The organism is Kribbella solani, from assembly GCF_014205295.1.
GTDB lineage: Bacteria > Actinomycetota > Actinomycetes > Propionibacteriales > Kribbellaceae > Kribbella > Kribbella solani.
The window spans coordinates 7,761,974-7,785,988 of the sequence record NZ_JACHNF010000001.1; the positions used below are offsets into that span (position 1 = coordinate 7,761,974).

The window sequence follows — 24,015 nt, forward strand, 5'->3', positions numbered from 1 at the left end:
TGCTGACGAGAAAAAGCGTAGGGGCTGAACAGTTTCCCCTGCGCGGTACTCAGGACCCGTTTCGGGGTGGTGCTAACACCCCTCTTGGCGGCGGATCGCCGCTGACCGCTCGGCCGGACGCCCGGCGTACGTCAGGATGGGTGCCATGACCGAGGACCGTGGGGAGCTGCCGCCGGGGCTGGCGCTGTCCTGGGGCGTGCTGCCGGTGCAGCGGCGGGGGCCGAAACCGGCGTTCAGCATCGAGCAGATTGTGGCCACCGGCATCGAGTTCGGCGACCGGTACGGGTTCGAGGCGATCTCGTTGCAGCGGATCGCGGCGCACCTCGGCGTCACCACGAACGCGATGTACCGCTACGTACGCTCCAAGGAAGAGCTGATCGTGCTGGTGCACGACAAGGCGATCGGCCTGCCACCCGAGCTGCCGGCGGGCTGGCGGGCGGCGGCGACGGCCTGGATGAAGGCGCAGGTCGACCGGTACGCGGAGCGGCCGTGGTTGCTCGACGTACCGATCCGCGGCGCGCCGATCACGCCGAACCTGCTGCGCTGGATCGAGGTGATGCTCACCGCGCTGGCCGGCACCGGGCTCAGTCAGCACGACAACCTCGGCTGCCTGGTACTGATGGACGGTTTCGCGCGCAACTACGCGAGCCTGGCCCGCCAGCTGGGCGCGAGCGACAGCACCCCGGTGCAGGCGGAGGCGGTCGGCCAGTTCCTGCTGCCGCGGCTGATCGAGGGCGGCTACCCGACGCTCACCTCGCTGTACCTGAACCAGGAGTACGAGGACGAGCTGGACGACGACCTGGAGTTCGGCCTGGCCCGGATCCTGGACGGCATCGAGGTGCTGATCGGCAAGTTGCCCTGAGCACCATCAGGTGTACCGGTTACCTGAATCGGCAACCTCATCGGTAACGCGGAGGAAACGCCGCGGGGAGTTGTATCGCAGTGGTCACAGATCACGTGAGGAGAACTCCCTTGGCACTTCAGAGCAGGCGCTCGTTTCTGCAGCTCACCGGGATAGCTGCCGTACCAGCGGTCGTCGGAGGCGGTTGGCTGATGTCCAGCGCGGCCGCGGACACCAAACAGGCAGCCACTACTCCAGCAGCCGCCACACCGGCAGCATTCCGCGACTTCGATCGGTACGTGCGCGAGCTGGCGGACGCGGACAAGTTCTCCGGCACCGTGCTGGTTAGCCGCAACGGCCGACAGGTGCTGTCGCGCGCCTACGGGTACGCCGACCGGAAGAAGCAGGTACGCAACCAGGCCGGCACCATTTACTGCCTCGCGTCCGTGACGAAGCTGTTCACCGCGGTCGCGGTCGGTCAGCTGGTACAGCGCGGCGCACTGAACTTGCTGGACCCCATCGGCAAGTACCTGACCGGTTTCACCGCTGATGTCGCCGACCACGTCACCGTGCACCAGTTGCTCACGCACACCTCCGGTCTGGGCGATTTCATGCGCGACCCGGGGTACTTCGAGGAGGCGGCCAAATGGACGTCCGGACAGCAGATGATGGACGGCACACTGCAGTTCGCGCGTGGTGAGAAGCTGGCGTTCGTACCAGGATCAGGCAGCCAGTACAGCAACTCCGGGTACCACACGCTCGGCTGCATCGTCGCGAAGGTCGCTGGGAAGACGTACTACGAGTACGTCCGCAATCACATCTTCCGCCCGGCCGGCATGAGTACCGCGGACTTCACCACCATGCCGCAGTGGCGAAGCGGCAGCCAGTACGCGCATCCGTACCCGGCTGATCAGTCCGGGAAGCGGTCCGACGCGCTGGACGGCAACATCTTCGCCTTCATCGGGAACCCGGCCGGCAATGCGATGGCGTCGGCGAACGACATGGTTCGGTTCGCCCAGGCAGTGAACGACGGCACGCTGCTGAACGCGGAGTACAAGGAGATCTTCCTCAGCCCGAAGGTGCCGAAGCCGCCCCGGGCCGGTGCGCAGGAGTCGGCCGCGTTCGCCGCGTACGCGACGGACGACCTGCTGGTGAACGGCAAATGGGTGTACGGGCACCCGGGTGGCGCACCTGGTGTCAGTACGAGCGTCGAGTGGTACCCGGGTACTGGCTGGACGGCGGTGTGCTTGAGCAACTACGACTCGTCGTTGGCTGTCAACCAGCGGCTCCGCGAGATCCTGACCAGTTGACCTCTTACCTGGTTGATCAGGGCAACAAGATTCGTACCGGGCCTTCGGCACGAGCAGCCACCCACCGCAGGTGGAACTCGCTGCCGGGGGCAACTTCCGGTCTACGGTCCGGCTCGGTCCGCAGATTAACCGGTGCGGTCAGTGTGGCCGCGTACGGCTGCTCTGGTACCCCATGCGCTTTGACCTCAGTGATCAGCTCAGCCAGCGCCTGCGCGGCCGGCTTGCGCTGGTGGTCCACAGTGAACAGCCCCAGGTCGTACTCACGGTCCGGGAAGTCCAGTAGCCGCCGGTCGATGTCGTGCGACGACCACCAGGTCACACCGTACAGGGCCGGGTTCGGCAGCACGGCCTCGACCGTACGCCGAGTGAACTCTGCCTGCAGGTCGACGGGGATGTCCGGCCCGGGGACGCCGATCTCCTGCAACCACACCGGGCGTTCCGGATCGAGCGAGGTGGCCTTGGCCAGCTCGATCAGGTAGTCCGCGTGCGTCAGCGTCGCCGGGCCGAGCGGACCGTCCAACTGGGACACCCCGTTGAAGACCCAGGAGTGGACGGTGCTCAGGTCGCCGAGGTCGACGGCCTCGACCGGGTGGAACGGGTGCTCGGCCTGGTACCAGGCGTCGTCGAACATCGAGTGCAGCGCCAGCACGTCCGGCGCGGCCTTCTTCAGCGTGGTCAGCAGGTCCTGCGCCCACGCGGCCGAGACCGCCGGAGTGGTCGGGCTGTCCGGCCAGAGGTTGTTGACCTCGTTGCCGAGGGTGATGGCGAAGACATTCGGCTTCGTCGCCAAAGCACGCGCCACGGTGTCGACGTACGCGGTCAGGCCGTCGCGGACCGTCGTGTCCTCGAACAGGCTGCTCTTGTGCCAGGTGAGCATCCAGGACGGCAGGAAGTCGAAGCTGGACAGATGGCCCTGGATCAGGTCGACCGCCACCGTCAGGCCGTGCTCGGCGGCCGCGTCGACGGTGTCGAGCAGGTCGGCGATCGCGCGCTCCCGGATGATCGCCCGGTTCGGCTGAATCCACGGCCAGACCGGGAACACCCGGAGATGGTCCAGGCCGAGCCCGGCCAGATCCGCGAAGTCCCGCCGGACCGCGTCCCGGTCGTAGTCCAGCCAGCTGTAGAACCAGCCGGCCGAAGGAACGTAGTTCGCGCCGAACCGCGGCCGGCCAACTCCCGAAGACATACCACCGATGCTAAATCGGTTTAGGCCACCACGGCAACCTGCTTCCCCCGCGCCCACTTCAGACGTTCACCTCCGAAGTTGCCCCTTCACCCTCCGGATACGGCCTGCGAAGGGTGCATTTCAGAGGTGAACCTCCGAAATGCAGGCGGGGCGGCGGAGCAGCGGGCCGGCGGCGGGGTGGGGCAGCCGGGCCGGGGCAGCCGGGCCGGCGGCGGGGTGGGGCGGCGGGCCGGGTGGCTGGGTGGGTTAGGCAGGTGGGGCGGCGGCCGGGTGGCTGGGGGGGTTAGGCGGGCGGGTTAGGCGGGCGGGGCGGATGGGTGGGTCAGGTGGGTGGGGCGGTGGATTCGCGGACGGTGAGGATGGGGTCGGGGGTGCGGCGGTTGATCACCTGGGTGGGGTCGGCGATGGTGTCGAGGAGCACCTCGGCGGCCTGGCGGCCGAAGTCGAAGGTGTCGCGGGACAGGGCGGTCAGCGCCGGGTGCATCAGCTGGGTCAGGATCGAGTCGTCGAAGGCGACGATCGACAGCTCGCCGGGGACCGCGACGCCCATCTCCATCGCGACGCCGAGCCCGGCCACCGCCATCACGTCGCTGTCGTAGACGATCGCGGTCGGCCGGTCCGGCTGGGAGAGCAGCTTGCGGGTGATCGCGGCGCCCTCGGCGTCGCTGAAGTCGGTGGTCAGCGACGGCGCGTCGAGCAGCCCGAGCCGGGGCGCGGCGTCCCGGACGGCCTTGATCCGGCGCTGGGTGTGCTGGAAGTTGGGCGTACCCGCCACGTGCGCGATCCGGCGATGCCCGAGCGCGGCCAGGTACTCGACGATGGCCAGCATCGCGTCCCGGTCGTCGGCCCAGACCGAGGCGAGCGCGCCCTTCCCGCCGCGGCCGCCGATCACCACGGCCGGCAGCTCGAGCGCCTTGAGTTCGTCGATCCGCGGGTCCTTGACGGTCAGGTCGACCAGGATCACGCCGTCCACCCGGTGCTCCGACGCCCACCGCCGGTACACCTCGATCTCCGCGGTGGTGTCCTCGACGATCAGCAGTTGCAGCGAGATCGATTCCGCCGACAGGCCGGACTGGACGCCGGAGAGCAGATGCGCGAAGAACGGTTCGACCCCGAGCGTACGGGCGGGTCGCGCGATCACCATGCCGACCGAGTCGACCCGGGACGCGCCGAGGGCCCGGGCCGCGCTGTGCGGCCGCCAGCTCATCTGCTCGGCGATCTTCAGAATCCGCTCCCGGGTCGCGTCACTGACCCCGGGCCGCCCGTTCAGCGCGAACGACACCGCGCCTTTGGACACCCCGGCCCGGGACGCGATGTCCGCGATCGTCGGTCTCGCCACGTCGTACCACCCTCTTCCCTTGACAGCGGATTCTACGGTGTGGATAGTGCAGGAGCTATACCGGTTTATCAAACCCAGGAGATTTCATGCGTAGACGTCGTCTGGCACCGGTGGCAGCTCTTGCCGCCGCGGCTCTCACTCTCGCCGGCTGCGGCCTCGGCTCCACCGATTCGAGCAGCAGCAGCGGCGGCGCCAAGCCGACCGTCGACGCCGGCGCCCAGGTGACCGGCGAGGTCAGCTTCCAGACCTGGGCGCTGAAGCCGAAGTTCACCGCGTACGTCGAGGGCGTGATCAAGGCCTTCGAGGCGAAGTACCCGGGCACGAAGGTGACCTGGCTGGACCAGCCGGGCGACGGCTACGACAAGAAGGTGCTCAGCCAGGCGTCCGCCGGCCAGCTCCCGGACGTGACGAACCTGCCGCCGGACTTCGCGCTCAGCCTGGCCAAGCAGAACATGCTGCTCGACGTCGCGGCCGCCGACCCGAAGCTGAACGAGGAGTACGTCGCGGGCGGTGTCGACGCGTACAAGTACCAGGGCCTGGACGGGACGTTCGGCTACCCGTGGTACCTGAACACCGACATCGACTACTGGAACGCGACCAAGTTCGCCGCGGCCGGCCTGGACGTGAAGAACCCGCCGAAGACCGTCGACGAACTGTTCACCGCCGCCAAGACGATGCACGACAAGACCGGCGGCAAGGAGTACCTGATCAGCCGGCTGCCCGGGATCGGTGACTTCACCAACGCCGGGGTCAAGATCCTGTCCGACGACGGCAAGAAGTTCACCTTCAACACTCCCGAAGCGGCCGCGCTGCTGGACAAGTACCGGGCCGCGTACCAGGCCGGGTACATGCCGCGCGACATCCTGACCAACGAGTACCTGGGCAACTCCAAGCTCTTCACCCAGGGGAAGGTCGCCTGGACCACCGGTGGCGGCAACGCGATCCAGGACTTCGTCAAGGACAACCCGTCACTGAAGGGCAAGGTCGTGCCGTCGCCCGCGCTGGACACCCCGGCGCTGTACGTGCAGGGTCTGTCGGTGTCCGCGAAGACCAAGAACCAGGCGGCCGCGATCGCGCTGGCCCGGTTCGTCACCAACGCCGAGAACCAGGCCGCGTTCGCGAAGATCGTGAACATCTTCCCCTCCACCAAGGCATCGGCCGACGACCCGTACTTCTCGAAGAGCGACGGCACCCCGGAGAGCGAGGCGAAGGTGCTCGCGTTCCAGTCGCTGGCCAAGGCGAAGGTGCTGCAGCCGCCGGTGATCAGTGGCGCCACCAACGACTTCATCGGGCAGCAGATCTCGCTCGCGATCGCCGGCAAGATCTCGTCGCAGGCCGCGCTCGACGCCGCGGTGACGAAGGCCAACCAGCTGCTCACCTCCTGAATGAAGGGCCACGGCTTGCGGTACAACCGCTGGTTCACGCCGTGGGTGCTGGTGATCCCGGCACTCACCTGGTTGCTGGTGTTCAACCTGTGGCCGTCGATCAACACCGTCATCCTGTCGTTCACCAACGCCAGGCCGATCGGCGGCGGCACCTTCGTCGGGCTGAAGAACTTCGAGACCCTGCTGCACGACGAGCAGTTGCGCTGGGCGTTGCTGAACAGCGTCATCTACATGGTGGTGTGCCTGCCGTTCCTGACCGTACTGCCGCTGCTGCTCGCCGTCCTGGTGGAGAAGAAGTTGCCCGGCATCACCTTTTTCCGGACCGCGTTCTACACCCCGGTAGTGGCGTCCGCGGTCGTGGTGGCGCTGATCTGGCAATGGATTCTGGACGATCGCGGTCTGGTCAACGGCCTCGCCGAGAAGCTCGGCGTGATCTCCGGGCCGCTGCCGTTCCTGTCCGACCAGTGGCTGTTGTTGCTCAGCGCAATCAGTCTGACGATCTGGAAGGGGCTCGGGTACTACATGATCATCTACCTGGCCGCCCTCGGGAACGTCGGGCGTGACCTGCACGAAGCGGCCGCCGTCGACGGGGCGGGTCCGCTGCGGCGGTTCGTACACATCACCGTCCCGGGGGTCCGCGGCACGATGATCCTGATCTCGATCCTGATCTCGGTGTCGGCGCTGCGGGTGTTCTCCGAGTTGTTCATCCTCAGCGGCGGCAAGGGCGGTCCGGGCGGGCGGGACAACTCGGTGGTGATGCTGATCCAGCAGTACAGCCAGGGCTTCGAGGGCAACCTCGGGTACGCGTCCGCGCTGTCGATCGTGCTGTTCTTCGTCACCGTCGTCCCGATGCTGATCCTGGCCCGGCTGAACCGGAAGGGGGCCGAAGCATGAGTGTGGTCACCGATCCGGCCCGCCCGGCCGTCGTCGGCGAGCCGGAGGGTCCGAAGCGGCGCCGCCGGACGGGTTCGTTCGGGTTCAACACGATCTCGCCGCGGGAGAAGGTCGCGCGGTACGCGTTGCTGGTGTTCGTGCTGCTGATCACGATCGGGCCGTTCCTCTGGCAGCTGTCGACGTCGCTGAAAGGTTCCGGGGAGGACATCTACACCCGGATCCCGCGGCTGCTGCCGGCGCAGCCGACGTTCGACCACTACAAGGCGGTCACCGACACCATCCCGGTCTGGGACTACGCGCGGAACTCGCTGGTCGTCGCCGTACTGGTTGTCGGCGGCAACATCATCGGCGCGTCGCTGGCCGGGTTCGCGTTGTCGCGGCTGCAGTTCCGGGGCCGGCGGATCGTCCTCGGGCTGTTCCTGGCGACACTCGTGCTGCCGGGCGAGGTCACGATCATCTCGCAGTACGTGACGGTACGGGAGTTCGGGCTGGCGAACACGTTGTTCGGTGTCGCCCTTCCCGGAATGATTGGTGCGCTCAACGTACTGCTGATGTTCAACGCGTTCCGCGCGCTGCCGCTGGAAGTCGATCACGCCGCGATCGTGGACGGCGCGAACGCGTGGCAGCGGTTCCTGTACATCGGCCTGCCGTCCGTTCGCGGAACGATCAGCGTGGTGGCGATCTTCGCGTTCATCGGTGCGTGGGACGATTTCCTCTGGCCGTTGATCGTGCTCACGGATCCGGACAAGTACACGCTGACGGTCGGACTGCAGTACCTGTCCGGTACGTTCGCCAACAACCCGCGCCTGATCGCGGCGGGCACGATGATCGCCTTCGTACCGATCGTGATCGTCTTCGCCACGCTGCAACGCTTCTTCTTCAAGGGCGTCGAGGAAGGCGCGGTCAAGGGCTAGCCGTACCGGCTCCGGCCTCAGCCGGAGCCGGTACCTTGACTACCGCACCAGCACGATCGAGTTGATCGGGGTGAAGTCGTACGACGCGTAGGCGCCGGTTCCGCGGAGAACGACATAGCAGTTCGTCCCGTTGTAGCCCTTGCAGATCTGGAAGCCCGCGCCGCCGGTCTGGTTGTTGATCAGGACTTTGTAGCCGGTGACGTTCTGGAGGTTGTGGGCACCGTAGCTGTACCAGATGTTCTTGCTGAGGATGCTGCCGTTCGGCTCCTGCAGGCAGACGGCCCCCGACGGGCAGGACGCCGCCGTGCCGTTCGCCGCCGCGTTCGCGGTCGGCGCCAGCGCCACCCCGGTGCCGATCACGGCGGCAGCGATCCCAGCGGCGGTCATCGCGATCTTACGCATCTTCTCGTCCCCTCTCGAGCGATGGTCTCCGGTCGAAGACCCACCTCGAAAGTAGGCGCGGACGACGCCGGGAGGGACGCCTTCGCGGTCTTTTCGGTCTGGGCCGAAAAGAGTTGCCTGCGACGTCAGATAATCCGGGATTCGGCGAAGCCGAGCCAGCGCGTGGTGTCGGCCGGGGCGTGGTGCCGGATCGACCAGTCGACCATGCGGAGCGTCATGTGCGCCCAGTACAGCCTGAGTACGCCGGGGGAGAGCACGCTTTCGAGCAGCTCGTCGAACCAGTCGAGGCGTACGTCAGGGAGGCGCGCGTGGGCGTCGAACCGCAGCGTGACGAGGCCGAACCGGCGATCGCCTCGGCCGATCCCGTCCCAGTCGACGATGCCCGTGATCCGCCCGGTGTCATCCACCAGGACATTGCCGGTGTGGAAGTCCAGGTGGACGAGATCGTCCCCGGTCATGGTGCTCGGTTCGTCCCGGCCGACCTCGTGAACCCGGTCCAGTACGCGGCGGGTGCGGTCGTCGTACGCCCGAAGTGACTCGTGCAGACAGAAGCCGGGTCCGCTCTGCAGCAGATGCATGGAAGGCACCGGCAACTCGGGGACCTTCGCGGCGAGGCCGGCGAACCGGTCGGTGATCGCGATCATCGATTCCAGCAACGCCCGGTCGATCCGCGTCGGGGGTTGTCCGGTCATTCGCTCCTGCACGACCCCGATGCCGTCCGGTAGTTCGGCCAGCAGTTCGTACCGGGGCACGGGTAGTCCATGCCGGCGTACTGCGTCCAGCACTTCTGCCGTACGCCGAAGGTCGTCCGGTGAACCGTCGCCTCGGGTCAGTACGCCGGCGCGCCCGTCCGGCCAGCGCACGTACGCCGCCCCGACCTCACCGTTGCCGGCTGACCCGGCGAACGTCAGCCCGGCGCCGCTGGCCCGATTCACCTGATCGACCAACCGCTGACCATCGACCTTCACGACACCTGCCGGAATCCCATCGCCACCCACCTGCCCGACCGTATCGTCAGCGCTGGGAACGCGGGCGGGTGAGAGCTTGACGAGGAAGCCGAGTTTGCGCGGTGGATACTGAGTATGCATACTCGGTATCCATGGCGATCAAACAGGGGCTGGTGTTGCAGGGCCTGACGCGGACGCACGGGGACGGGGAGCAGGCGGTGCACGCGCTGCGTGGCATCGATCTCGTCGTCCAGGAGGGCGAACTGGTCGCGGTGATGGGCCCGTCGGGGTCCGGGAAGTCGACGCTGCTGACCTGCGCGGGCGGCCTGGACCGGCCGACCAGTGGGCAGGTGCTTGTCGATGGCAATGACCTGGCCACGCTCAGCCGGAACGAGGTCGCCGCGCTGCGCCGCCGCCGGATCGGGTACGTGTTCCAGGACTTCAACCTGATCCCCGCGCTGACCGCGGCCGAGAATGTCGCGCTCCCGCTGGAGCTGGACGGCACCCGGGCGCGCGCGGCTCGCAAGCAGGCATTGCTGGCGCTCCAGGAGGTCGGCATCGAGGAGCTCGCCGACCGGTTCCCGGACGACATGTCCGGTGGCCAGCGGCAACGCGTGGCGATCGCCCGCGCGATCGTCGGCGAACGGCGGCTGCTGCTCGCCGACGAACCGACCGGCGCACTCGACTCCGAAACCGGCGAGGCCGTGCTCCAACTGCTCCGCGATCGCTGCGACCAGCACGGGATCGCCGGCGTCCTGGTCACGCACGACGCCCGGCACGCGGCCTGGGCGGATCGCGTCATCTACCTCCGCGACGGTGTCGTCGGCAGCGCGACCCAGTCGCTGCTGGACGCGGATGTCCTGCTGGAGGCTCCGCGGTGAAATTCGTCAACGACTGGGTGCTCGCGTTGCGCCTGGCCCGTCGGTTCGCGCGCCGCACGCTCGGCAAGACGCTGCTGATCGCGGCGATCGTCGGTCTGCCGGTGCTGCTCGGCAGCTGGTTCAGCGTCGTACAGCGCGGGGTGAATCCGACCGGTGAGGTGTACGCGCGGACGGTGATGGGCTCGGCCGACGCCCAGCTGACCGCACCTTCGGGGCGTACGGACGTACGGCGCGCACTGCCCGCGGGATCGCACGTCGCGCGCGCCGTGATGTCGACCGGCAGTATCGAGTTGCGCGGATCGGGCGCCGACCTGACCGCCAACCTCTACGCCGGTGACCTGACGGACCCGATCAACAACGGCACGTACCGGATGGACGAAGGCCGGATGCCGACGAAGCCGGACGAGGTCGCGCTGTCCCCGTCGCTGGCCGATCACCTCGGTCTGCACGTCGGGGGTACGTTGACCACCGCGGCCGGTACGAAGTACCGGATTGTCGGCATGGCCCGCACGATCACGCTGTCGACCAGCCGGGACGTGTTCACCACGACGGCGCTGGCGGATCCAGAGGCGCAGGCCGAGTACCGGCTCGACCTGCCGAACGGCACGGATCTCGCGGCCCTGGCCACCAAGCTCAAGCCGCAGGAGCTGTTCCTGACCACCCGGGCGGAGCTGGTCGATCCGGATATCCCGCGTGGCCCGGTGGGTGCTGACGCCGCCCGGATCCTGATGATCGGTTTCGGCGTCCTGGAGCTGGTGCTGCTGGCCGGTACGGCCTTCGCGGTCATTGCCCGGCGACAAACCCGCGAGCTCGGTCTGGTCACGGCGGCCGGCGGTACGGCAGCCGACGTACGCCGAGTGGTCCTGGCTCAGGGGCTGTTCGCCGGACTGGTCGGCGCCGGCGTCGGACTGGTCGTGGGCGTCTCGGTGGCGCTGGTCGGGAAGTCCTGGTGGGAGAGCGCCTCGGCGACCCTGATCACCCAGTGGCAGATCCCGTGGGTGCGGCTCGTCGTAGTAGTTACAGTGGGACTAGTTGCAGGTGTCGCGGCGGCGTTGGTGCCGGCGATCGGGGCGGGACGACGTCCGCCGATGGCCGCGCTCGCGGGCCGGTTCGCAGGTGTCACCGGCAGCGCTCGGCTGCGGCTGCTGGCGTTCGTGCTCGTGCTGGCCGGCGTGGTCTTGTCGGTGATCGGGAACATCCGGCTGGGCGCCGCGCTCGACGCCGCCCGGGTCGCCCGGCTGGCGAGCGACCCGGGCGAGGTCAGCCGGGTCGCCTCCGCCTCGCCGACCTGGCCGGTCACGCTGGTGGTCGCCGGCATCACGCTGGTCGTCGCCGGTCTGGTCTGGATGCTGCCGGCGCTGGTCGGCCGGGTCGCCGGCCTGGTCCGAGGGATGCCGCTGGGCGTACGCATGGCGATGCGCGACGCTTCCAGGCACCGCCACCGGACCGGTCCGGTCACCGCCGCGATCATGATCGCGGTCGCCGGTACGACGGCCCTCGGGTTCGCCATCGTCAACCAGTCGGCGGCGAAGGAACAGAACTACCGGCCCGTCGGCCTGCCCGGCGAAGCAGTGCTGCAGTTCTACCTGGGCGACGTCCGGTACTCGCCCGAGCTGGTGGACCAGGTCCAGAGCCTGCTGCCAGTGGAGCACCGGTACCAGCAGGGCCTAGTCACCCTGTACGGCACCAAGGAGACCAACGGCTACGTGCCGACTGTCAGCGTCAGCCCGACCGGTGACTCGCTGAAAGCGGTTGATCCGGCGTACGTGGCCCGCTTCGGCGACTGGGGCCGGAAGGCCGCCGCCGCGCTGCGGCAAGGACAGGTCGTCGTGCCGCCGACCACGCCGGTGCGCGACGGCAAAGTGCAGCTCAGCCGTGGCGACCCGTCCGGGCGGAGTACGTTCGCGTACCCGGGTGCGGTCGTCGGGGCGCCGCCGAAGATCAGCTTCCTGGAGCACGCTGCCCTGATCAGTGCGGACGCGGCCAAACGCCTGGGCACGGCCGACGTGGACGAGACGCACTTCATCCTCAGCCGGCCGCCGACCGATCAACAGCTGGCGGCGGTAGCGAAGCTGCTCGGGCACGAGGACGAGCTGAAGGTCGAGCGCGGCTACCAGAGCCCGGTACGCAACGCGTCGATCGGTCTGCTCGCGCTGGGCGCGACCGCCACGCTGCTCGGGGTCGCGATGTCGGTGTCGCTGTCGATGTCGGAGGGTCGCGCGGACTTCGCCACTCTCGCGGCAGTCGGCGCACCGCCGCGGCTGCGACGTGGTCTCGCCGCCGCGCAGGGCTGGTTCCTCGGACAGCTCGGCTGCGTACTCGGTGTGGCCGTCGGTGCGCTGTACGGCTTCACCGCGCACACCGTGGTCGGTTCACCGCACGTGGTGGTGCCGTGGGCGGTCATCGCCGGGATCGCGGTCGCGGTGCCGCTGTTCGCCGCGCTGGTGCCCTATGTCCTTACTCGTTCCAAGCTGGAGATGGTGCGTCGTGTCGACTGAGCGACTGATCGGAAAACGCGGCCGCGTGGTCCGCGTGGCGATCTCCGTGATCGGGATCGTGCTGCTGGTGAACGGATCGGTCCGGGGCAGCGATGACCTCTGGCCGTTCGGTCCGATGTCGCAGTACTCGATGGTCGTCGCGGACGACGAGTCGATCCTGTTCACCCGGATCAGCGCGGTCACGGACGCCGGCACGACGGTCGACGTACCGCTGAACATCGAAGGAGCCGGCGTGGCCCGCGCCGAGATCGAGGCGCGCGCCGGGGAGATCGTGAAGGACCCGTCGCTGCTGCAGCAGGTCGCCGACGGGTGGGCGCGCAAGCACCCGGACAAGCCGAGGTACGTGAGCCTCGAACTCATTCAGGACACCACGACACTCGTCGGCGGCCGGGTCAACGGACCGTCGGTACCGCGAGTCCTGACGACTTGGAAGGTACGTTGATGAGGTGGTTCACGCCGAGTATCGCGCTCGGTCGGGTGGCGTGGCTGCGTACGGTGCTGTACCTGTTCGTCATCCTGGACATGCATGCGTTCGTCCGCGACACCCTGATGAAGGGCCAGCAGCCCGGTCTGTACCAGCCGCTCTTCCTGGCCCGGCTGTTCGACCTGCCGAAGCCGACGATCGCCAACACCACGGCGCTGTACGCCGTCCTGCTGATCGCCTGCCTGGTTGGTGCGTCCAACTACTTCCCCAGACTGGCCGGCTGGATCGTCGCGCCGGCGTTCACCTGGTGGGTACTGATCGGGATGAGCGACGGCAAGGTCGACCACGACCACCTCGCGCTCGTCATCGCACTGTGGGTGATGCCAACGGTCGCGTCGGGGCGGCGGGGACTCGCGGCGTACGGCGACCAGACCCGGTCGGACGCGGCCGGATGGGCGATCCGGTGCATCCAGATCTGTGTCATCGCGACGTACTTCCTGTCCGCGATCGCCAAACTGCGCAGTGGTCACTGGACGCTCGCCTGGCCGGGCAGCGCCGTACTGACCTGGGCGATCGTGCGACGGCCGCATCCGGTCGGGGAGTGGCTGCTGCACCACCCGTGGATGCTGCACGTGCTGCAGTGGGTCGGGATCGTCGCGGAGTTCTGCTCGCCGGTGATCCTCTGGCTGAAAGGGCGGTGGCAGCTGCTCGGCGCCCTGTTCTTCATCGGGTTCCACGCGGCCACCACCGCGATCCTGCTGATCCACTTCCTGCCGACGGTCGTCTGCTGGCTCGCGTTCGCGCCACTGGAGCGGATCGCGCCCTGGTTCCGCGCCCGCCGCGCCCGCCGCAAGCCGGCGGCCGCGACCGAGCCGGCCTACCTCGCGGCGGAGGGGTAGCTGGCCGACCTACTTACTTGGTGGGGGAGGGGTAGACGGCGCCGGTGTACTTCTCGCCCGGGCCCTGACCCGGCTCGTCCTGGATGCTGCTCGCCTCGCGGAAGGCGAGCTGCAGCGAGCGGAGGCCGTCCCGCAGCGGCGCGGCGTGGTGGTGCCCGAGCGACGGCGCCGCCGCGTCGAGCAGACCGGCCAGCGAGTCGATCAGCGACCGGGCCTCGTCCAGGTCCTTGTGCTCGGGCAGGTCGGCGGCCAGGCCGAGGTTCACGGCGGCCGCGCTCATCAGGTGCAGCGCGGCGGTGGAGATGATCTCCACGGCAGGGACCTCGGCGATGTCGCGGGAGGCGGTCGCCAGGGGGTCGGGCCGTGCGGTGTCGTTCAAGTGCGGAGTGGCATCTGCGTCCGTCATGCTGCTACTCTTACATGGCGACCGACCTGGTTCGTCGGTGACCCCTGACCGGAATAGTCGAGGGACACCGGCGGTTCAAGTCTAAGCGGAGGGCCACCTCCCACCCAGTCGATGAACAGTCGGCGGGTCCCGGTCAAACGTACGGCGTACCTCCCCTCGAGGGTTGGGACGTCGTACCGCTGGGAATTGGGCCTTCGTGTGATCGCACGAGGGCCTTCGTGTTTTTCAGGAGGCGCTGGGATCACGAGGTGGCATCCAGTACGAGTTCAACCCAGGAGGACCCATCACCACTGATTTGCGCGTCAACGAGCGCATCCGCGTTCCCGAGGTGCGGCTGGTCGGACCGAACGGTGAGCAGGTAGGCATCGTCCGGATCGAGGACGCACTGCGGCTGGCCCAGGAGGCCGACCTCGACCTGGTCGAGGTCGCGGCGACCGCACGGCCTCCGGTCTGCAAGTTGATGGATTTCGGCAAGTACAAGTACGAGACCGCGCAGAAGGCGCGCGAGTCCCGCCGGAACCAGACCAACACCATCATCAAAGAGATGAAGCTGCGGCCGAAGATCGACCCGCACGACTACGAGACCAAGAAGGGTCACGTGGTGCGGTTCCTGAAGGCCGGGGACAAGGTCAAGATCACCATCATGTTCCGCGGACGTGAGCAGTCCCGGCCCGAGCTCGGGTTCCGGTTGCTGCAGCGGCTGGCCGAAGACGTGACCGAGCTCGGCTTCGTCGAGTCCTCGCCACGGCAGGACGGCCGGAACATGATCATGGTGCTCGGACCGCACAAGAAGAAGTCCGAAGCGCGCGTGGACGTGGAAGCCGAGAAGGCGCAGCGGAAGGCCGAGCGGGAGGCCGAGGAGCAGGCGGAGCGCCAGGAGCGCGCCGAGCAGGCTCAGGCCCACGAGGCCGAGCGCGCCGCCGGTGTCACCAAGAAGCCGAAGGGTCCGGCCGACAACCTCGACCCGGAGTGACGAACCGCTCCGGCCGCGAGCAGCACCACAGTGGCCGGAGCCGTTACACCGACGATCGAGTCAACGAAGAAAACTCAGGAGCACACAGCCATGCCGAAGATGAAGACCCACTCGGGGATGAAGAAGCGGGTCCGGGTCACCGGGTCGGGCAAGATCCGTCGCGAGCAGACCGGTGTCCGGCACCTCGCGGAGGCGAAGACCTCGAAGCGCAAGCGCCGCCTGTCCGGCACCGTCGAGGTCGCCCCGGCGTACGTGAAGAAGGCCAAGAAGCTGCTCGGCATCTGATCTCCCCCACCCGTTCCATCCCCCGTCGCGCGGCCAGCACCGCCGCCGGCGCAGAAATACAAGGAGTAACACCTCATGGCACGCGTGAAGCGGGCAGTCAACGCCCACAAGAAGCGCCGGGTCGTACTCGAGCAGGCCAGCGGCTACCGCGGCCAGCGCTCGCGGCTGTACCGCAAGGCCAAGGAGCAGGTCACCCACTCGCTCGTCTACGCCTACCGTGACCGCAAGGCGCGCAAGGGCGACTTCCGCAAGCTGTGGATTCAGCGCATCAACGCCGCGGTCCGGGCCGAGGACCTGACCTACAACCGGTTCATCCAGGGCCTGCGGCTGGCCGAGGTCGAGGTGGACCGGAAGATCCTGGCCGACCTGGCCGTCAACGACCCGGCCGCGTTCTCCGCGCTCGTGCAGGTGGCCAAGGCCGCCCTGCCGGCGGACGTGAACGCGCCGAAGTCCGACGCCGCGGCCTGAGCCGCGTCGTTGGCACCGAAGCACTCCTCGGTGGCGAGTCCCGGTCTGCTGACCGCGCAGTCCGCGCGGATCAAGCAGGCCCGGCGGCTCGCCACTCGTGCGTTCCGGCGCAAGACCGGCCGGTTCCTGGCCGAAGGCCCGCAGGCGGTCCGGGAAGCCCTCGAGCACCGCGAGCTGGTGATCGAGGTGTACGCCGAACCCGCGGTCGCGTCCCGGCACCGTGATCTGCACGACCTGGCCGCCGCCGCCGGCGTACCGTGGCTCGAGGTCGAGCGCGCCGCCGTCGAGGCGCTCAGCGAGACGGTCACCTCACAGGGTGTCGTCGCGGTCTGTTCGCTGGTGGACGTGCCGCTCCAGCCGGTCGGGAAGCTGATCGCGGCCGGCGTACAGGTCCGCGATCCGGGCAACGTCGGCACCTTGATCCGGACGGCGGACGCGGCCGGCGCGGACGCGGTCGTACTGTCGTCGGAGTCGGTCGACCCGCACAACCCGAAGGCGGTCCGGGCCAGCGTCGGCAGCATCTTCCATGTCCCGATCACGACGGACGTGGACATCGTCGCGGCCGCTCAGGCCTGGCGCGAGCAGGGTCTGCAAGTGCTCGCGGCCGATGGGTACGGCGCGACGGATCTGGACACCTGCATCGACGACGGCACGCTCGCGAAGCCGACCGTGTGGCTGTTCGGCAACGAGGCCCACGGCCTGCCGGACGGCATCAACGCGATCGTCGACCACTCGGTCAAGGTCCCGATCTACGGCCGCGCCGAGTCCCTCAACCTGGCCACCGCGGCCGCTGTCTGCTTGTACGCCTCCGCCCGGGCCCAACGCCGCTGACCGTGCCGCCGTAACTCTCCTCCCGATCGCAGCTGGCCCACACTCCGTGTGGTCCGAAGGCGAGTGCGCCCAGGTGCCGGGTTGTCAGCGGTTGGCGCGGGTGGCCAGGCCGTCGAGGAGGGCGTCGAGGCCGAAGACGAAGTTTTCGGTGAGGCCGGTGTCGAGGCCGACGGTGGTTCGGCGGCGGACGGATTCGAGCATGCCGGGGTAGTCGGTGGCCAGGGCGTCGGCTTGTTCGACGATTTGCTTGACCCAGTCGTCCTCGGAGGTGCCGGAGGCGCGGGCCATTTCGCGGGTCGCCACCTCGGCGCTGACGGTGCCGAGGACGTAGGACATCACGCTGCTCATCGCCAGATCGGTCTCGGGCTTGGAGAAGCCGGCCGCGCCGAACAGGGTCAGGCCGCGGGAGCCGAGCCGCATCGCGTTCGGGCCGATGCTCGGGCGGGTGTACATCACCTCGGGCAGCCAGCGGTGCCGCAGCACGGCCGCGCGGATGCTGTGGCCGAACAGCAGCGCGCCGGCCCGCCAGCCGGCCAGCTCCGGTTCGGGTACGTCGATCTCGCCCCAGACCTCGTCGATGAGCAGGTCGATCAGATCGTCCTTGGTGTCGACGTACCAGTACAGGCTGGTCGCGCCGGCCGCGAGCCGGCCGGCCAGTTTGCGCATGCTCAGCCCAGACAGTCCCTCGGTGTCGAGGATCGTCATCGCGGCGGCGACGATCTGGCCCTGGCTGAGCGTCTCCCGGGACGGCGCGGACCTGCGTTGCCGGGTCCAGATCGAGTCGTTCACGCCACCATCCTACCCAGGACTCGCACACTGTACGAGTTCGTCGTACAGTGTGCGAGTGACTAGTACACCGTTCGAGTCCTCTGAGACTGCCACCGGCACCGGCCATCCCCGGCGCTGGTGGATCCTGATGATCCTGTGCCTGGCCCTGATGGTGCTGGTGGTCGACAACACCGTCCTGAACCTGGCGATCCCGTCGCTGATGCGCGACCTGGACGCGACCCCCGCGGACATCCAGTGGGTGATCGACGCGTACATCCTGGCGTTCGCCGGCCTGCTGCTGACCGCGGGCAGCCTGTCCGACCGGTTCGGCCGGCGGAAGATGCTGCTGCTCGGTCTGGTCGTGTTCGGGCTGGCCTCGATGCTGGCGACCCTCGCCGAGAACCCCTGGCAGCTGATCGCCTGCCGCGGCCTGATGGGCGTCGGCGGCTCGCTGCTGATGCCGAGCACGCTGTCGCTGCTGTTCACCGTCTTCCCGCCGGCCGAGCACCGCAAGGCGATGGCGGCCTGGTCGATGGTCGCGATGGTCGGCGTGGTCGCTGGGCCGACCGTCGGCGGCGTACTGCTGAACCACTTCTGGTGGGGCTCGATCTTCCTGATGAACGTGCCGATCGCGATCCTCGCCATCGTCGGCACGCTGGCGCTGATCCCGGAGTCGAAGGGCCCGGCGCGCAACATCGACGCCGTCGGCGCGATCCTGACCATGGTCGGGATGGCATCGATCGTCTGGGCGATCGTCTCGATCCCACTGCACGGCTGGGGTTCCGGCCGGGTGATCGGGATGCTGGTGCTCGGCGTGGTCTCGCTGACCGCGTTCGCGCTCTGGGAGAAGCGCAGCGCGCATCCGATGGTGCCGCTGGCGCTGTTCAAGGACCGGCGGTTCAGCGGTACGAGCTTCTCGATCGTGCTGTTGTCGTTCACCGCCGGTGGATTGATGCTGGCGCTGACGCAGTACCTGCAGTTCGCGTTGCAGTACTCACCGCTGAAAGCCGGGTTGGCGTTGCTCCCGTACGCGGTGGCGGCGGCGTTGTTCAACGGACTGGGCGCGACGCTCGGCAAGAAGGTGGCCGACCGGACGCTGATCTCGCTCGGGCTGCTGATCATCGCGGGCAGCTTCCTGATCCTGGCGCAGGTGTCCGACACCACCGGGTACGGGCTGCTCATCCTTGGCCTGCTGGTGATGGGTGTCGGCGCCGGGCTGGCCGGTCCGGCGGCGTACACGCTGCTGATGCAGGCAGTCCCGGCCGAACACCGCGGTGTCGGCTCGGCGATGAACGACACCGTCCAGCAGACCGGTGCGGCGTTGTCGGTTGCCGTACTCGGCAGCGTGCTGGCCGCGTCGTACTCGTCGAAGCTGCCGGACGTAGTGCCCGAGCCGGCGCGGAAGTCGATCGCCGACACGCTCGCCTTGGGGCCGGACTTCTTCGAGGCCGCGAAGCACGCGTTCGTCGACGCGATGTCGATCGCGATGATGGTCGGCGCGGCCGGTGCGCTCGCCGGTGCGGTCGTCGCTGTCGTGGTGCTGCCACGTGGCGCCCGCAAGTCCGAAGAGGAGCCTGTACCCACGGTGAACGACCCGGTGCACTGACACGATTGGCCGATGACGAGACGGTGGCTGATCGACCTGCCGACCAGGATTCACTTGTGGACCGCGGAGCAGGAGATTCGTCACCGTACGTCGTCGCATCCGGAGCGGCTGCGCAACCTGGACGTACTGCGCGAGTACCGGAAGAGCCGTGCGTTTCCGCGGAATGACACCAGCCTCGGGCGTACGCCGTACTTCGTCGATCGCGCGGGACGGCACTGTGCGGTCGGTCAGCTGATGCGCGGTTCCGGCGATGAGCAGCTTGTACGCCGGATCGCGGCTGATGCCAACCTGGCCCGGATCGACGACATGGACCCGGTAGTACTGAGCGGCTGGGCGGAGCGGTCCGGGCTGACAAAGCGTGAGCTGGCGCGGATCCAGCCGCAGTACCCGAACGAGACGCAGTGGGTCGTGAACCTGATGCTGTGGACCTCGTTCCTGATGATCCCGTACGCGCTGCTGGCCGCCGCCCTCAACCGGATGCCGCCGGACCGGCGTGAGGCGCGGATGACCGTTCTGGCCGGAACCGTCGCCCTGCTGACCGCATTGACGTTCGTGGCGTGCCCGTACGTGCTGCCGGGCGGGGAACCGGCGGCGCTGGTGACGGTGGCCTGGTTCGTGGCGCTGTTCGGCCCGGCGATCGTGGCCTTTCTGCTGGTGAATCAGGTCCGGCGCGGCCGGGCCGACCCGGTGACACTGCCCGGGACCGCCGGCCTGGTGATGGGAGCGGTCGGGTCCGTACTGGCCGCGGCCTCCGTCGTTCTCGGGCTGCTCTGGACCCCGGAACCGGAGCCGCGACGTGGGTCCGATCCGCTGTGGGTCCCGCCGCCGTCAGGAGGCGCGTCGACCACGCCGGGCTTCCTCGTACCGGCCGGTCTCGTCGGTCTGGTGGCGGGTCTGGTGGTTCTGGTGGGGTTCGTCCGGCTGCGCCGCCGGACGGCCTGATCGGCGGGTTGTGGACAGCCGATTCACGCTCTCGGGGCTCGGCTTCCTAGACTGCAAGTCGCAGAAGTTCCGAATCGAGAGCGAGCCATGTCCGGTCCCAACACTGATTACGACCCGGTCGAAGTGACGCCGCTGCATGCCGAAGAGGTGGAGCGGACCCGCGACGAGGCGCTGACGGCGTTTACCGGGGCGGCCGATCTGGCTGCCCTGCAGGAGGCGAAGCTCGCCCATCTCGGCGACAAGTCGCCGATCGTGCTGGCCAACCGGGAGATCGGCGCGCTGCCGCCGCAGGCCCGCAAGGAGGCCGGGCAGCGGATCGGTGCCGCCCGGAAGGCGATCAACGAGGGCTTCGCGGCGCGGCTCGCGGTGCTCGAGGCCGCGCGCGAGGAGCTGATGCTGGCCACCGAGCGGGTCGACGTCACGCTGCCGTGGCACACCCCGCGGCTCGGCGCGCGGCACCCGCTGTCGCTGATCTCCGAGCAGGTCGCGGATGTCTTCACCGCGCTCGGCTGGGAGGTCGCCGAAGGCCCCGAGGTGGAGGCCGAGTGGCTGAACTTCGACGCCCTGAATTTCCAGCCCGACCACCCGGCGCGGCAGATGCAGGACACGTTCTTCGTCGAGCCGGCCGGCTCCGGCAAGGTGTTGCGTACGCACACCTCGCCCGTCCAGTCGCGCTCGATGCTCTCCCGGAAGCCACCGATCCACGTGATCTGCCCGGGCCGCGTGTTCCGTACCGACGAGCTGGACGCGACCCACACGCCGGTCTTCTACCAGGTCGAGGGCCTGGTGGTGGACGAAGGCATCACGCTGGCGCACCTCAAGGGCACCCTTGACCACTTCGTCGTGTCGATGTTCGGCGAAGGCCTGGAAGCGCGGCTCCGGCCGAACTTCTTCCCGTTCACCGAGCCGTCGGCCGAGGTGGACCTGAAGTGCTTCGTCTGCCGCGGCGCGTCCGTCGGCAACCCGGACCGCCCGTGCCGTACGTGTGGCAGCGAGGGCTGGATCGAGTGGGGCGGCTGCGGCGTGGTGAACCCACGGGTGCTGCGGGCGAACGGCATCGACACCGACCGGTACTCCGGTTTCGCGTTCGGGATGGGCCTGGAGCGGACGCTGATGTTCCGCAACGGGGTCGAGGACATGCGGGACATGGTCGAGGGTGACGTGCGGTTCAGCCGCCAGTTCGGGATGGAGATCTGATGCGAGTCCCACTGTCATGGCTGCGTGAGTACGTCGAGCTCCCGGCCGCGGTCACCGGGCGCGAGGTCGCGGAGCAGCTGATCCGGGCCGGCCTCGAGGTGGAGACCGTCGAGGAGTCGGACCTGACCGGGCCGCTCGTGGTCGGCAAGGTGCTGACGTACGAGAACGAGCCGCAGAAGAACGGCAAGACGATCCGCTGGTGCTCGCTGGACATCGGCGCGGCCGAGCCGCAATGGGTGGTCTGCGGCGCGCACAACTTCGAGGTCGGCGACCTGGTCGTGGTCGTGCTGCCGGGCGCGGTGCTGCCCGGTGGGTTCGCGATCGCGGCCCGGAAGACGTACGGGCACGTCTCCAACGGGATGATCTGCTCCAGCTCCGAGCTCGGGCTGGGCGACGACGGTACGCACGGGATCGTGGTGCTCGAGCCGGGCGAAGGGCAGCCGGGTGACGACGCGATCGAGCTGCTCGCGCTGCGCGACGACGTGCTCGACATCGCGGTGACGCCGGATCGTGGGTACTGCCTGTCGATCCGCGGTGTCGCGCGCGAGGTCGCGACCGCGTACGGGGTGCCGCTGAGCGACCCGGCCGGCCTGACGCCGACCGGCTCCGGGGTGGATGGTTATCCGGTCCGGGTGGATGACGCGGACGCGTGCAGTGTGTTCGTGACGCGGACCGTGACCGGGATCGACCCGGCGGCGACGTCACCGCGGTGGATGCAGAAGCGCCTGCTCGCGTCGGGGATGCGGCCGATCTCGATCGCGGTCGACATCACCAACTACGTGATGCTCGAGCTGGGCAACCCGATCCACGGGTACGACAAGAATCTGCTGTCCGGGGAGATCGTGGTCCGGCGGGCACAGCAGGGCGAGAAGCTGGTCACGCTGGACGACCAGACCCGCGAGCTGGACGCCGAGGACCTGCTGATCACCGACGCTTCCGGTCCGATCGGGCTTGCCGGAGTGATGGGCGGGGCGACCACCGAGCTGTCGGCGACGACGCGGGACGTGGTGATCGAGGCGGCGCACTTCGACGCGATCGTGATCGCGCGGACGTCACGCCGGCACAAGCTGTCCACCGAGGGTTCGAAGCGGTGGGAACGCGAGGTCGACCCGAACCTGCCGAGGTACGCGGCCCAGCGCGTCGCCGACCTCCTCACCGAACACGCCGGCGGCACCACGCTGCCGGACGAGACAGTCATCGACACCCACCCCAAGCCCGCCCCGGTAAACCTCCGAGCCGACCACCCCGCCCGCGTAGCCGGCGCCCCAATCACCATCGAGGAAACCGTTCGGCATCTGGAGTCGGTGGGCTGCACGGTCGAGGCCGCCGCGGCTGACGCGGTCGCGGCTCCGTTGGCTGCCGGTGTACACGCCCCTGCCTTGGTGATCACCGCCGGCGCACCGGCTGACGCCAGAGGTGTTGTAGGTGGTGGAGTGGTTGCTGGTGATGATCTGCTGACTGTGACTCCGCCGTCTTGGCGGCCGGATCTTGTGGATCCGAATGACTTTGCGGAAGAAGTTATTCGGCTGTTCGGGTATGACAACGTGCCTTCGGTGTTGCCGGCCGCTGCGGGTGGGCAGGGGCTGACGATTGCACAGAAGCGGCGCCGGCGGGTGGCGACGGCGCTGGTGGGTGCCGGGCTGACCGAAGTGGTGTCGTACCCGTTCACCGGCCCGGCCGACTTCGACGCGCTCGGGCTTCCGGCCGACGATTCACGGCGTACGACGGTGCAACTGGTCAACCCGATCTCCGACGAAGAACCGTCGATGCAGACCACGCTGCTCGCGACCCTGCTCCGGACCGCCGAGCGGAACGTCGGGCGCGGCGCGAGTGACCTGGCGATCTTCCAGACCGGCCTGGTTTTCCTCCCGAAGGCGGAGACCAAACCCGCCCCGCTCCCGTCGGTCGCCCAGCGGCCGAGCGACGCCGAGATCCAGGCTCTGTACGACGCGCTCCCGGACCAGCCGCTGCACGTCGGCGTGGTGCTGACCGGCGCGCTGACCCCGACTGGTTGGTGGGGCAAGGGCAGTCCGGCCGGCTGGGCGGACGCGGTACAGGTCGCGCGGCTGATCGCGTCCGCGGTGGGCGTCGAGCCGGTCGTACGGAACGCGGAGTACGCGCCGTGGCATCCGGGCCGTTGCGCCGAGTTCTCGATCGACGGCACCGTGATCGGTCACGCGGGTGAGCTGCACCCGAAGGTGTGCCAGGCGTTCGGTCTGCCGGCCCGGTCGAGCGCGGTCGAGCTGAACCTCGGTGCGCTGATCGACGCGGCGCCGGAGTCGATCTCGGCGCGGCCCTTCTCGTCGTACCCGGTGGCCAAGGAAGACGTGGCGCTGATCGTTCCGGCCGAGGTTTCGTCGGCGGAGGTGCAGGCCGCGTTGACCGAGGGCGCGGGTGAGCTGCTGGAGGCGGTCCGGCTGTTCGACGTGTACACGGGTGAGCAGATCGGCGAGGGGAAGAAGTCGCTGGCGTTCGCGCTCCGGTTCCGCGCTCCGGACCGGACCCTGAAGGAGAACGAGGTCGCCGGCGCGCGGCAGGCGGCGGTGCAGGTGGCGGTCGACCGATTCGGCGCCGTCCAGCGGGTCGGCTGACCACCATGAGCACGGGCGCCAGGCGCCG

At 68.7% G+C, this 24,015-nt stretch carries 23 protein-coding genes; 17 read left to right on the forward strand and 6 right to left on the reverse strand.

Annotated elements, in window-relative coordinates; translation table 11 throughout:
• Positions 1 to 145 precede the first annotated feature (145 nt).
• Together HDA44_RS36095 and HDA44_RS36100 are read left to right on the forward strand one after the other, a co-directional pair.
• The gene (locus tag HDA44_RS36095) at positions 146 to 862 is read left to right on the forward strand and encodes a TetR/AcrR family transcriptional regulator (RefSeq protein WP_184842481.1); all 717 of its coding nucleotides are present in this window, start codon (positions 146 to 148) and stop codon (positions 860 to 862) included.
• Between the two features lie 110 nt (positions 863 to 972).
• A complete protein-coding gene (locus HDA44_RS36100; protein WP_184842484.1) occupies positions 973 to 2,151 on the forward strand; it encodes a serine hydrolase domain-containing protein in 1,179 nt (392 codons plus the stop codon).
• Positions 2,152 to 2,167: 16 nt separating this feature from the next.
• Here the strand turns inward: HDA44_RS36100 and HDA44_RS36105 are convergent, their stop codons facing one another.
• Both HDA44_RS36105 and HDA44_RS36110 read right to left on the reverse strand, forming a co-directional pair.
• Positions 2,168 to 3,337, reverse strand: a complete 1,170-nt coding sequence (locus HDA44_RS36105) for a glycoside hydrolase 5 family protein (RefSeq protein WP_184842487.1) — start codon at positions 3,335 to 3,337, stop codon at positions 2,168 to 2,170.
• Between the two features lie 322 nt (positions 3,338 to 3,659).
• Positions 3,660 to 4,676, reverse strand: a complete 1,017-nt coding sequence (locus HDA44_RS36110) for a LacI family DNA-binding transcriptional regulator (protein ID WP_184842489.1) — start codon at positions 4,674 to 4,676, stop codon at positions 3,660 to 3,662.
• Positions 4,677 to 4,762: 86 nt separating this feature from the next.
• Between HDA44_RS36110 and HDA44_RS36115 the strand changes: the two genes are divergently transcribed.
• Genes HDA44_RS36115 through HDA44_RS36125 form a run of 3 tightly spaced genes read left to right on the forward strand, consistent with a single transcriptional unit; the run spans position 4,763 to position 7,869 of the window.
• Positions 4,763 to 6,061: an ABC transporter substrate-binding protein gene (locus HDA44_RS36115; RefSeq protein ID WP_184842492.1), complete on the forward strand. Its 1,299-nt coding sequence runs from the start codon at positions 4,763 to 4,765 to the stop codon at positions 6,059 to 6,061.
• Positions 6,062 to 6,955, forward strand: coding sequence for a carbohydrate ABC transporter permease (locus tag HDA44_RS36120; protein WP_238352632.1), 894 nt, complete (start codon positions 6,062 to 6,064; stop codon positions 6,953 to 6,955). It abuts the gene before it with no gap.
• On the forward strand, positions 6,952 to 7,869 hold the full coding sequence (locus HDA44_RS36125; RefSeq protein ID WP_184842495.1) for a carbohydrate ABC transporter permease: 918 nt from the start codon (positions 6,952 to 6,954) through the stop codon (positions 7,867 to 7,869). The genes HDA44_RS36120 and HDA44_RS36125 overlap by 4 nt, the downstream gene beginning before the upstream one ends.
• 39 nt (positions 7,870 to 7,908) lie before the next feature.
• Here HDA44_RS36125 and HDA44_RS36130 read toward each other — a convergent pair whose 3' ends face one another.
• Both HDA44_RS36130 and HDA44_RS36135 read right to left on the reverse strand, forming a co-directional pair.
• A complete protein-coding gene (locus tag HDA44_RS36130; RefSeq protein ID WP_184842498.1) occupies positions 7,909 to 8,271 on the reverse strand; it encodes a hypothetical protein in 363 nt (120 codons plus the stop codon).
• A gap of 125 nt (positions 8,272 to 8,396) precedes the next feature.
• Positions 8,397 to 9,269: a phosphotransferase gene (locus tag HDA44_RS36135; RefSeq protein WP_184842501.1), complete on the reverse strand. Its 873-nt coding sequence runs from the start codon at positions 9,267 to 9,269 to the stop codon at positions 8,397 to 8,399.
• A gap of 101 nt (positions 9,270 to 9,370) precedes the next feature.
• Here HDA44_RS36135 and HDA44_RS36140 point away from each other — a divergent pair, with 101 nt between their 5' ends.
• The 4 genes from HDA44_RS36140 to HDA44_RS36155 are packed head-to-tail and all read left to right on the forward strand — an operon-like array spanning position 9,371 to position 13,920.
• Positions 9,371 to 10,099, forward strand: coding sequence for an ABC transporter ATP-binding protein (locus HDA44_RS36140; protein WP_184842504.1), 729 nt, complete (start codon positions 9,371 to 9,373; stop codon positions 10,097 to 10,099).
• Positions 10,096 to 12,597, forward strand: a complete 2,502-nt coding sequence (locus tag HDA44_RS36145; RefSeq protein ID WP_337906806.1) for an FtsX-like permease family protein — start codon at positions 10,096 to 10,098, stop codon at positions 12,595 to 12,597. Before HDA44_RS36140 ends, HDA44_RS36145 begins: the two co-directional genes overlap by 4 nt.
• Positions 12,587 to 13,039, forward strand: coding sequence for a hypothetical protein (locus tag HDA44_RS36150; protein WP_337906807.1), 453 nt, complete (start codon positions 12,587 to 12,589; stop codon positions 13,037 to 13,039). The genes HDA44_RS36145 and HDA44_RS36150 overlap by 11 nt, the downstream gene beginning before the upstream one ends.
• Entirely contained in the window at positions 13,039 to 13,920 is an 882-nt protein-coding gene (locus HDA44_RS36155) for an HTTM domain-containing protein (protein WP_184842510.1), read from the forward strand. Before HDA44_RS36150 ends, HDA44_RS36155 begins: the two co-directional genes overlap by 1 nt.
• A 13-nt stretch (positions 13,921 to 13,933) precedes the next feature.
• Here the strand turns inward: HDA44_RS36155 and HDA44_RS36160 are convergent, their stop codons facing one another.
• Complete coding sequence (locus HDA44_RS36160) at positions 13,934 to 14,326, reverse strand: DUF1844 domain-containing protein (protein WP_184842515.1); 393 nt, start codon at positions 14,324 to 14,326, stop codon at positions 13,934 to 13,936.
• A gap of 295 nt (positions 14,327 to 14,621) precedes the next feature.
• On the opposite strand from HDA44_RS36160, the gene infC reads away from it, so the two are divergent.
• From infC to HDA44_RS36180, 4 genes are all read left to right on the forward strand, one after another.
• On the forward strand, positions 14,622 to 15,299 hold the full coding sequence (gene infC / locus HDA44_RS36165; protein WP_202868536.1) for a translation initiation factor IF-3: 678 nt from the start codon (positions 14,622 to 14,624) through the stop codon (positions 15,297 to 15,299).
• Between the two features lie 90 nt (positions 15,300 to 15,389).
• Positions 15,390 to 15,584: a 50S ribosomal protein L35 gene (gene rpmI, locus HDA44_RS36170; RefSeq protein WP_184842517.1), complete on the forward strand. Its 195-nt coding sequence runs from the start codon at positions 15,390 to 15,392 to the stop codon at positions 15,582 to 15,584.
• Between the two features lie 75 nt (positions 15,585 to 15,659).
• Positions 15,660 to 16,052 (forward strand): 50S ribosomal protein L20, encoded by a 393-nt coding sequence (rplT, locus tag HDA44_RS36175; RefSeq protein WP_131367113.1) that lies wholly within the window; start codon positions 15,660 to 15,662, stop codon positions 16,050 to 16,052.
• A 30-nt stretch (positions 16,053 to 16,082) separates the two neighbouring features.
• Positions 16,083 to 16,883, forward strand: coding sequence for an RNA methyltransferase (locus HDA44_RS36180; protein WP_184842519.1), 801 nt, complete (start codon positions 16,083 to 16,085; stop codon positions 16,881 to 16,883).
• 84 nt (positions 16,884 to 16,967) lie between these two features.
• Here the strand turns inward: HDA44_RS36180 and HDA44_RS36185 are convergent, their stop codons facing one another.
• Entirely contained in the window at positions 16,968 to 17,672 is a 705-nt protein-coding gene (locus tag HDA44_RS36185; protein ID WP_337906809.1) for a TetR/AcrR family transcriptional regulator, read from the reverse strand.
• A gap of 55 nt (positions 17,673 to 17,727) precedes the next feature.
• Between HDA44_RS36185 and HDA44_RS36190 the strand changes: the two genes are divergently transcribed.
• The 4 genes from HDA44_RS36190 to HDA44_RS36205 all read left to right on the forward strand — a co-directional run bounded on the left by HDA44_RS36190 (position 17,728) and on the right by HDA44_RS36205 (position 23,987).
• Positions 17,728 to 19,257, forward strand: coding sequence for an MFS transporter (locus HDA44_RS36190; protein WP_319044234.1), 1,530 nt, complete (start codon positions 17,728 to 17,730; stop codon positions 19,255 to 19,257).
• 12 nt (positions 19,258 to 19,269) lie between these two features.
• On the forward strand, positions 19,270 to 20,199 hold the full coding sequence (locus HDA44_RS36195) for a hypothetical protein (RefSeq protein ID WP_184842522.1): 930 nt from the start codon (positions 19,270 to 19,272) through the stop codon (positions 20,197 to 20,199).
• 87 nt (positions 20,200 to 20,286) lie between these two features.
• Positions 20,287 to 21,396: a phenylalanine--tRNA ligase subunit alpha gene (gene pheS, locus HDA44_RS36200; RefSeq protein ID WP_184842525.1), complete on the forward strand. Its 1,110-nt coding sequence runs from the start codon at positions 20,287 to 20,289 to the stop codon at positions 21,394 to 21,396.
• A complete protein-coding gene (locus tag HDA44_RS36205) occupies positions 21,396 to 23,987 on the forward strand; it encodes a phenylalanine--tRNA ligase subunit beta (protein WP_184842528.1) in 2,592 nt (863 codons plus the stop codon). Before pheS ends, HDA44_RS36205 begins: the two co-directional genes overlap by 1 nt.
• Positions 23,988 to 24,015: the final 28 nt, after the last annotated feature.

What these genes read in the sequence shown, in the direction of transcription:
- HDA44_RS36115 (WP_184842492.1), top strand. Translation starts at nt 4,763, where the DNA reads ATGCGTAGACGTCGTCTGGCACCGGTGGCAGCTCTTGCCGCCGCGGCT.
- HDA44_RS36105 (WP_184842487.1), bottom strand. Translation starts at nt 3,337, where the DNA reads ATGTCTTCGGGAGTTGGCCGGCCGCGGTTCGGCGCGAACTACGTTCCT.
- HDA44_RS36130 (WP_184842498.1), bottom strand. Translation starts at nt 8,271, where the DNA reads ATGCGTAAGATCGCGATGACCGCCGCTGGGATCGCTGCCGCCGTGATC.
- HDA44_RS36155 (WP_184842510.1), top strand. Translation starts at nt 13,039, where the DNA reads ATGAGGTGGTTCACGCCGAGTATCGCGCTCGGTCGGGTGGCGTGGCTG.
- rpmI (WP_184842517.1), top strand. Translation starts at nt 15,390, where the DNA reads ATGCCGAAGATGAAGACCCACTCGGGGATGAAGAAGCGGGTCCGGGTC.
- rplT (WP_131367113.1), top strand. Translation starts at nt 15,660, where the DNA reads ATGGCACGCGTGAAGCGGGCAGTCAACGCCCACAAGAAGCGCCGGGTC.
- HDA44_RS36195 (WP_184842522.1), top strand. Translation starts at nt 19,270, where the DNA reads ATGACGAGACGGTGGCTGATCGACCTGCCGACCAGGATTCACTTGTGG.
- HDA44_RS36160 (WP_184842515.1), bottom strand. Translation starts at nt 14,326, where the DNA reads ATGACGGACGCAGATGCCACTCCGCACTTGAACGACACCGCACGGCCC.
- HDA44_RS36095 (WP_184842481.1), top strand. Translation starts at nt 146, where the DNA reads ATGACCGAGGACCGTGGGGAGCTGCCGCCGGGGCTGGCGCTGTCCTGG.
- HDA44_RS36140 (WP_184842504.1), top strand. Translation starts at nt 9,371, where the DNA reads ATGGCGATCAAACAGGGGCTGGTGTTGCAGGGCCTGACGCGGACGCAC.
- HDA44_RS36205 (WP_184842528.1), top strand. Translation starts at nt 21,396, where the DNA reads ATGCGAGTCCCACTGTCATGGCTGCGTGAGTACGTCGAGCTCCCGGCC.
- HDA44_RS36125 (WP_184842495.1), top strand. Translation starts at nt 6,952, where the DNA reads ATGAGTGTGGTCACCGATCCGGCCCGCCCGGCCGTCGTCGGCGAGCCG.
- pheS (WP_184842525.1), top strand. Translation starts at nt 20,287, where the DNA reads ATGTCCGGTCCCAACACTGATTACGACCCGGTCGAAGTGACGCCGCTG.
- HDA44_RS36120 (WP_238352632.1), top strand. Translation starts at nt 6,062, where the DNA reads ATGAAGGGCCACGGCTTGCGGTACAACCGCTGGTTCACGCCGTGGGTG.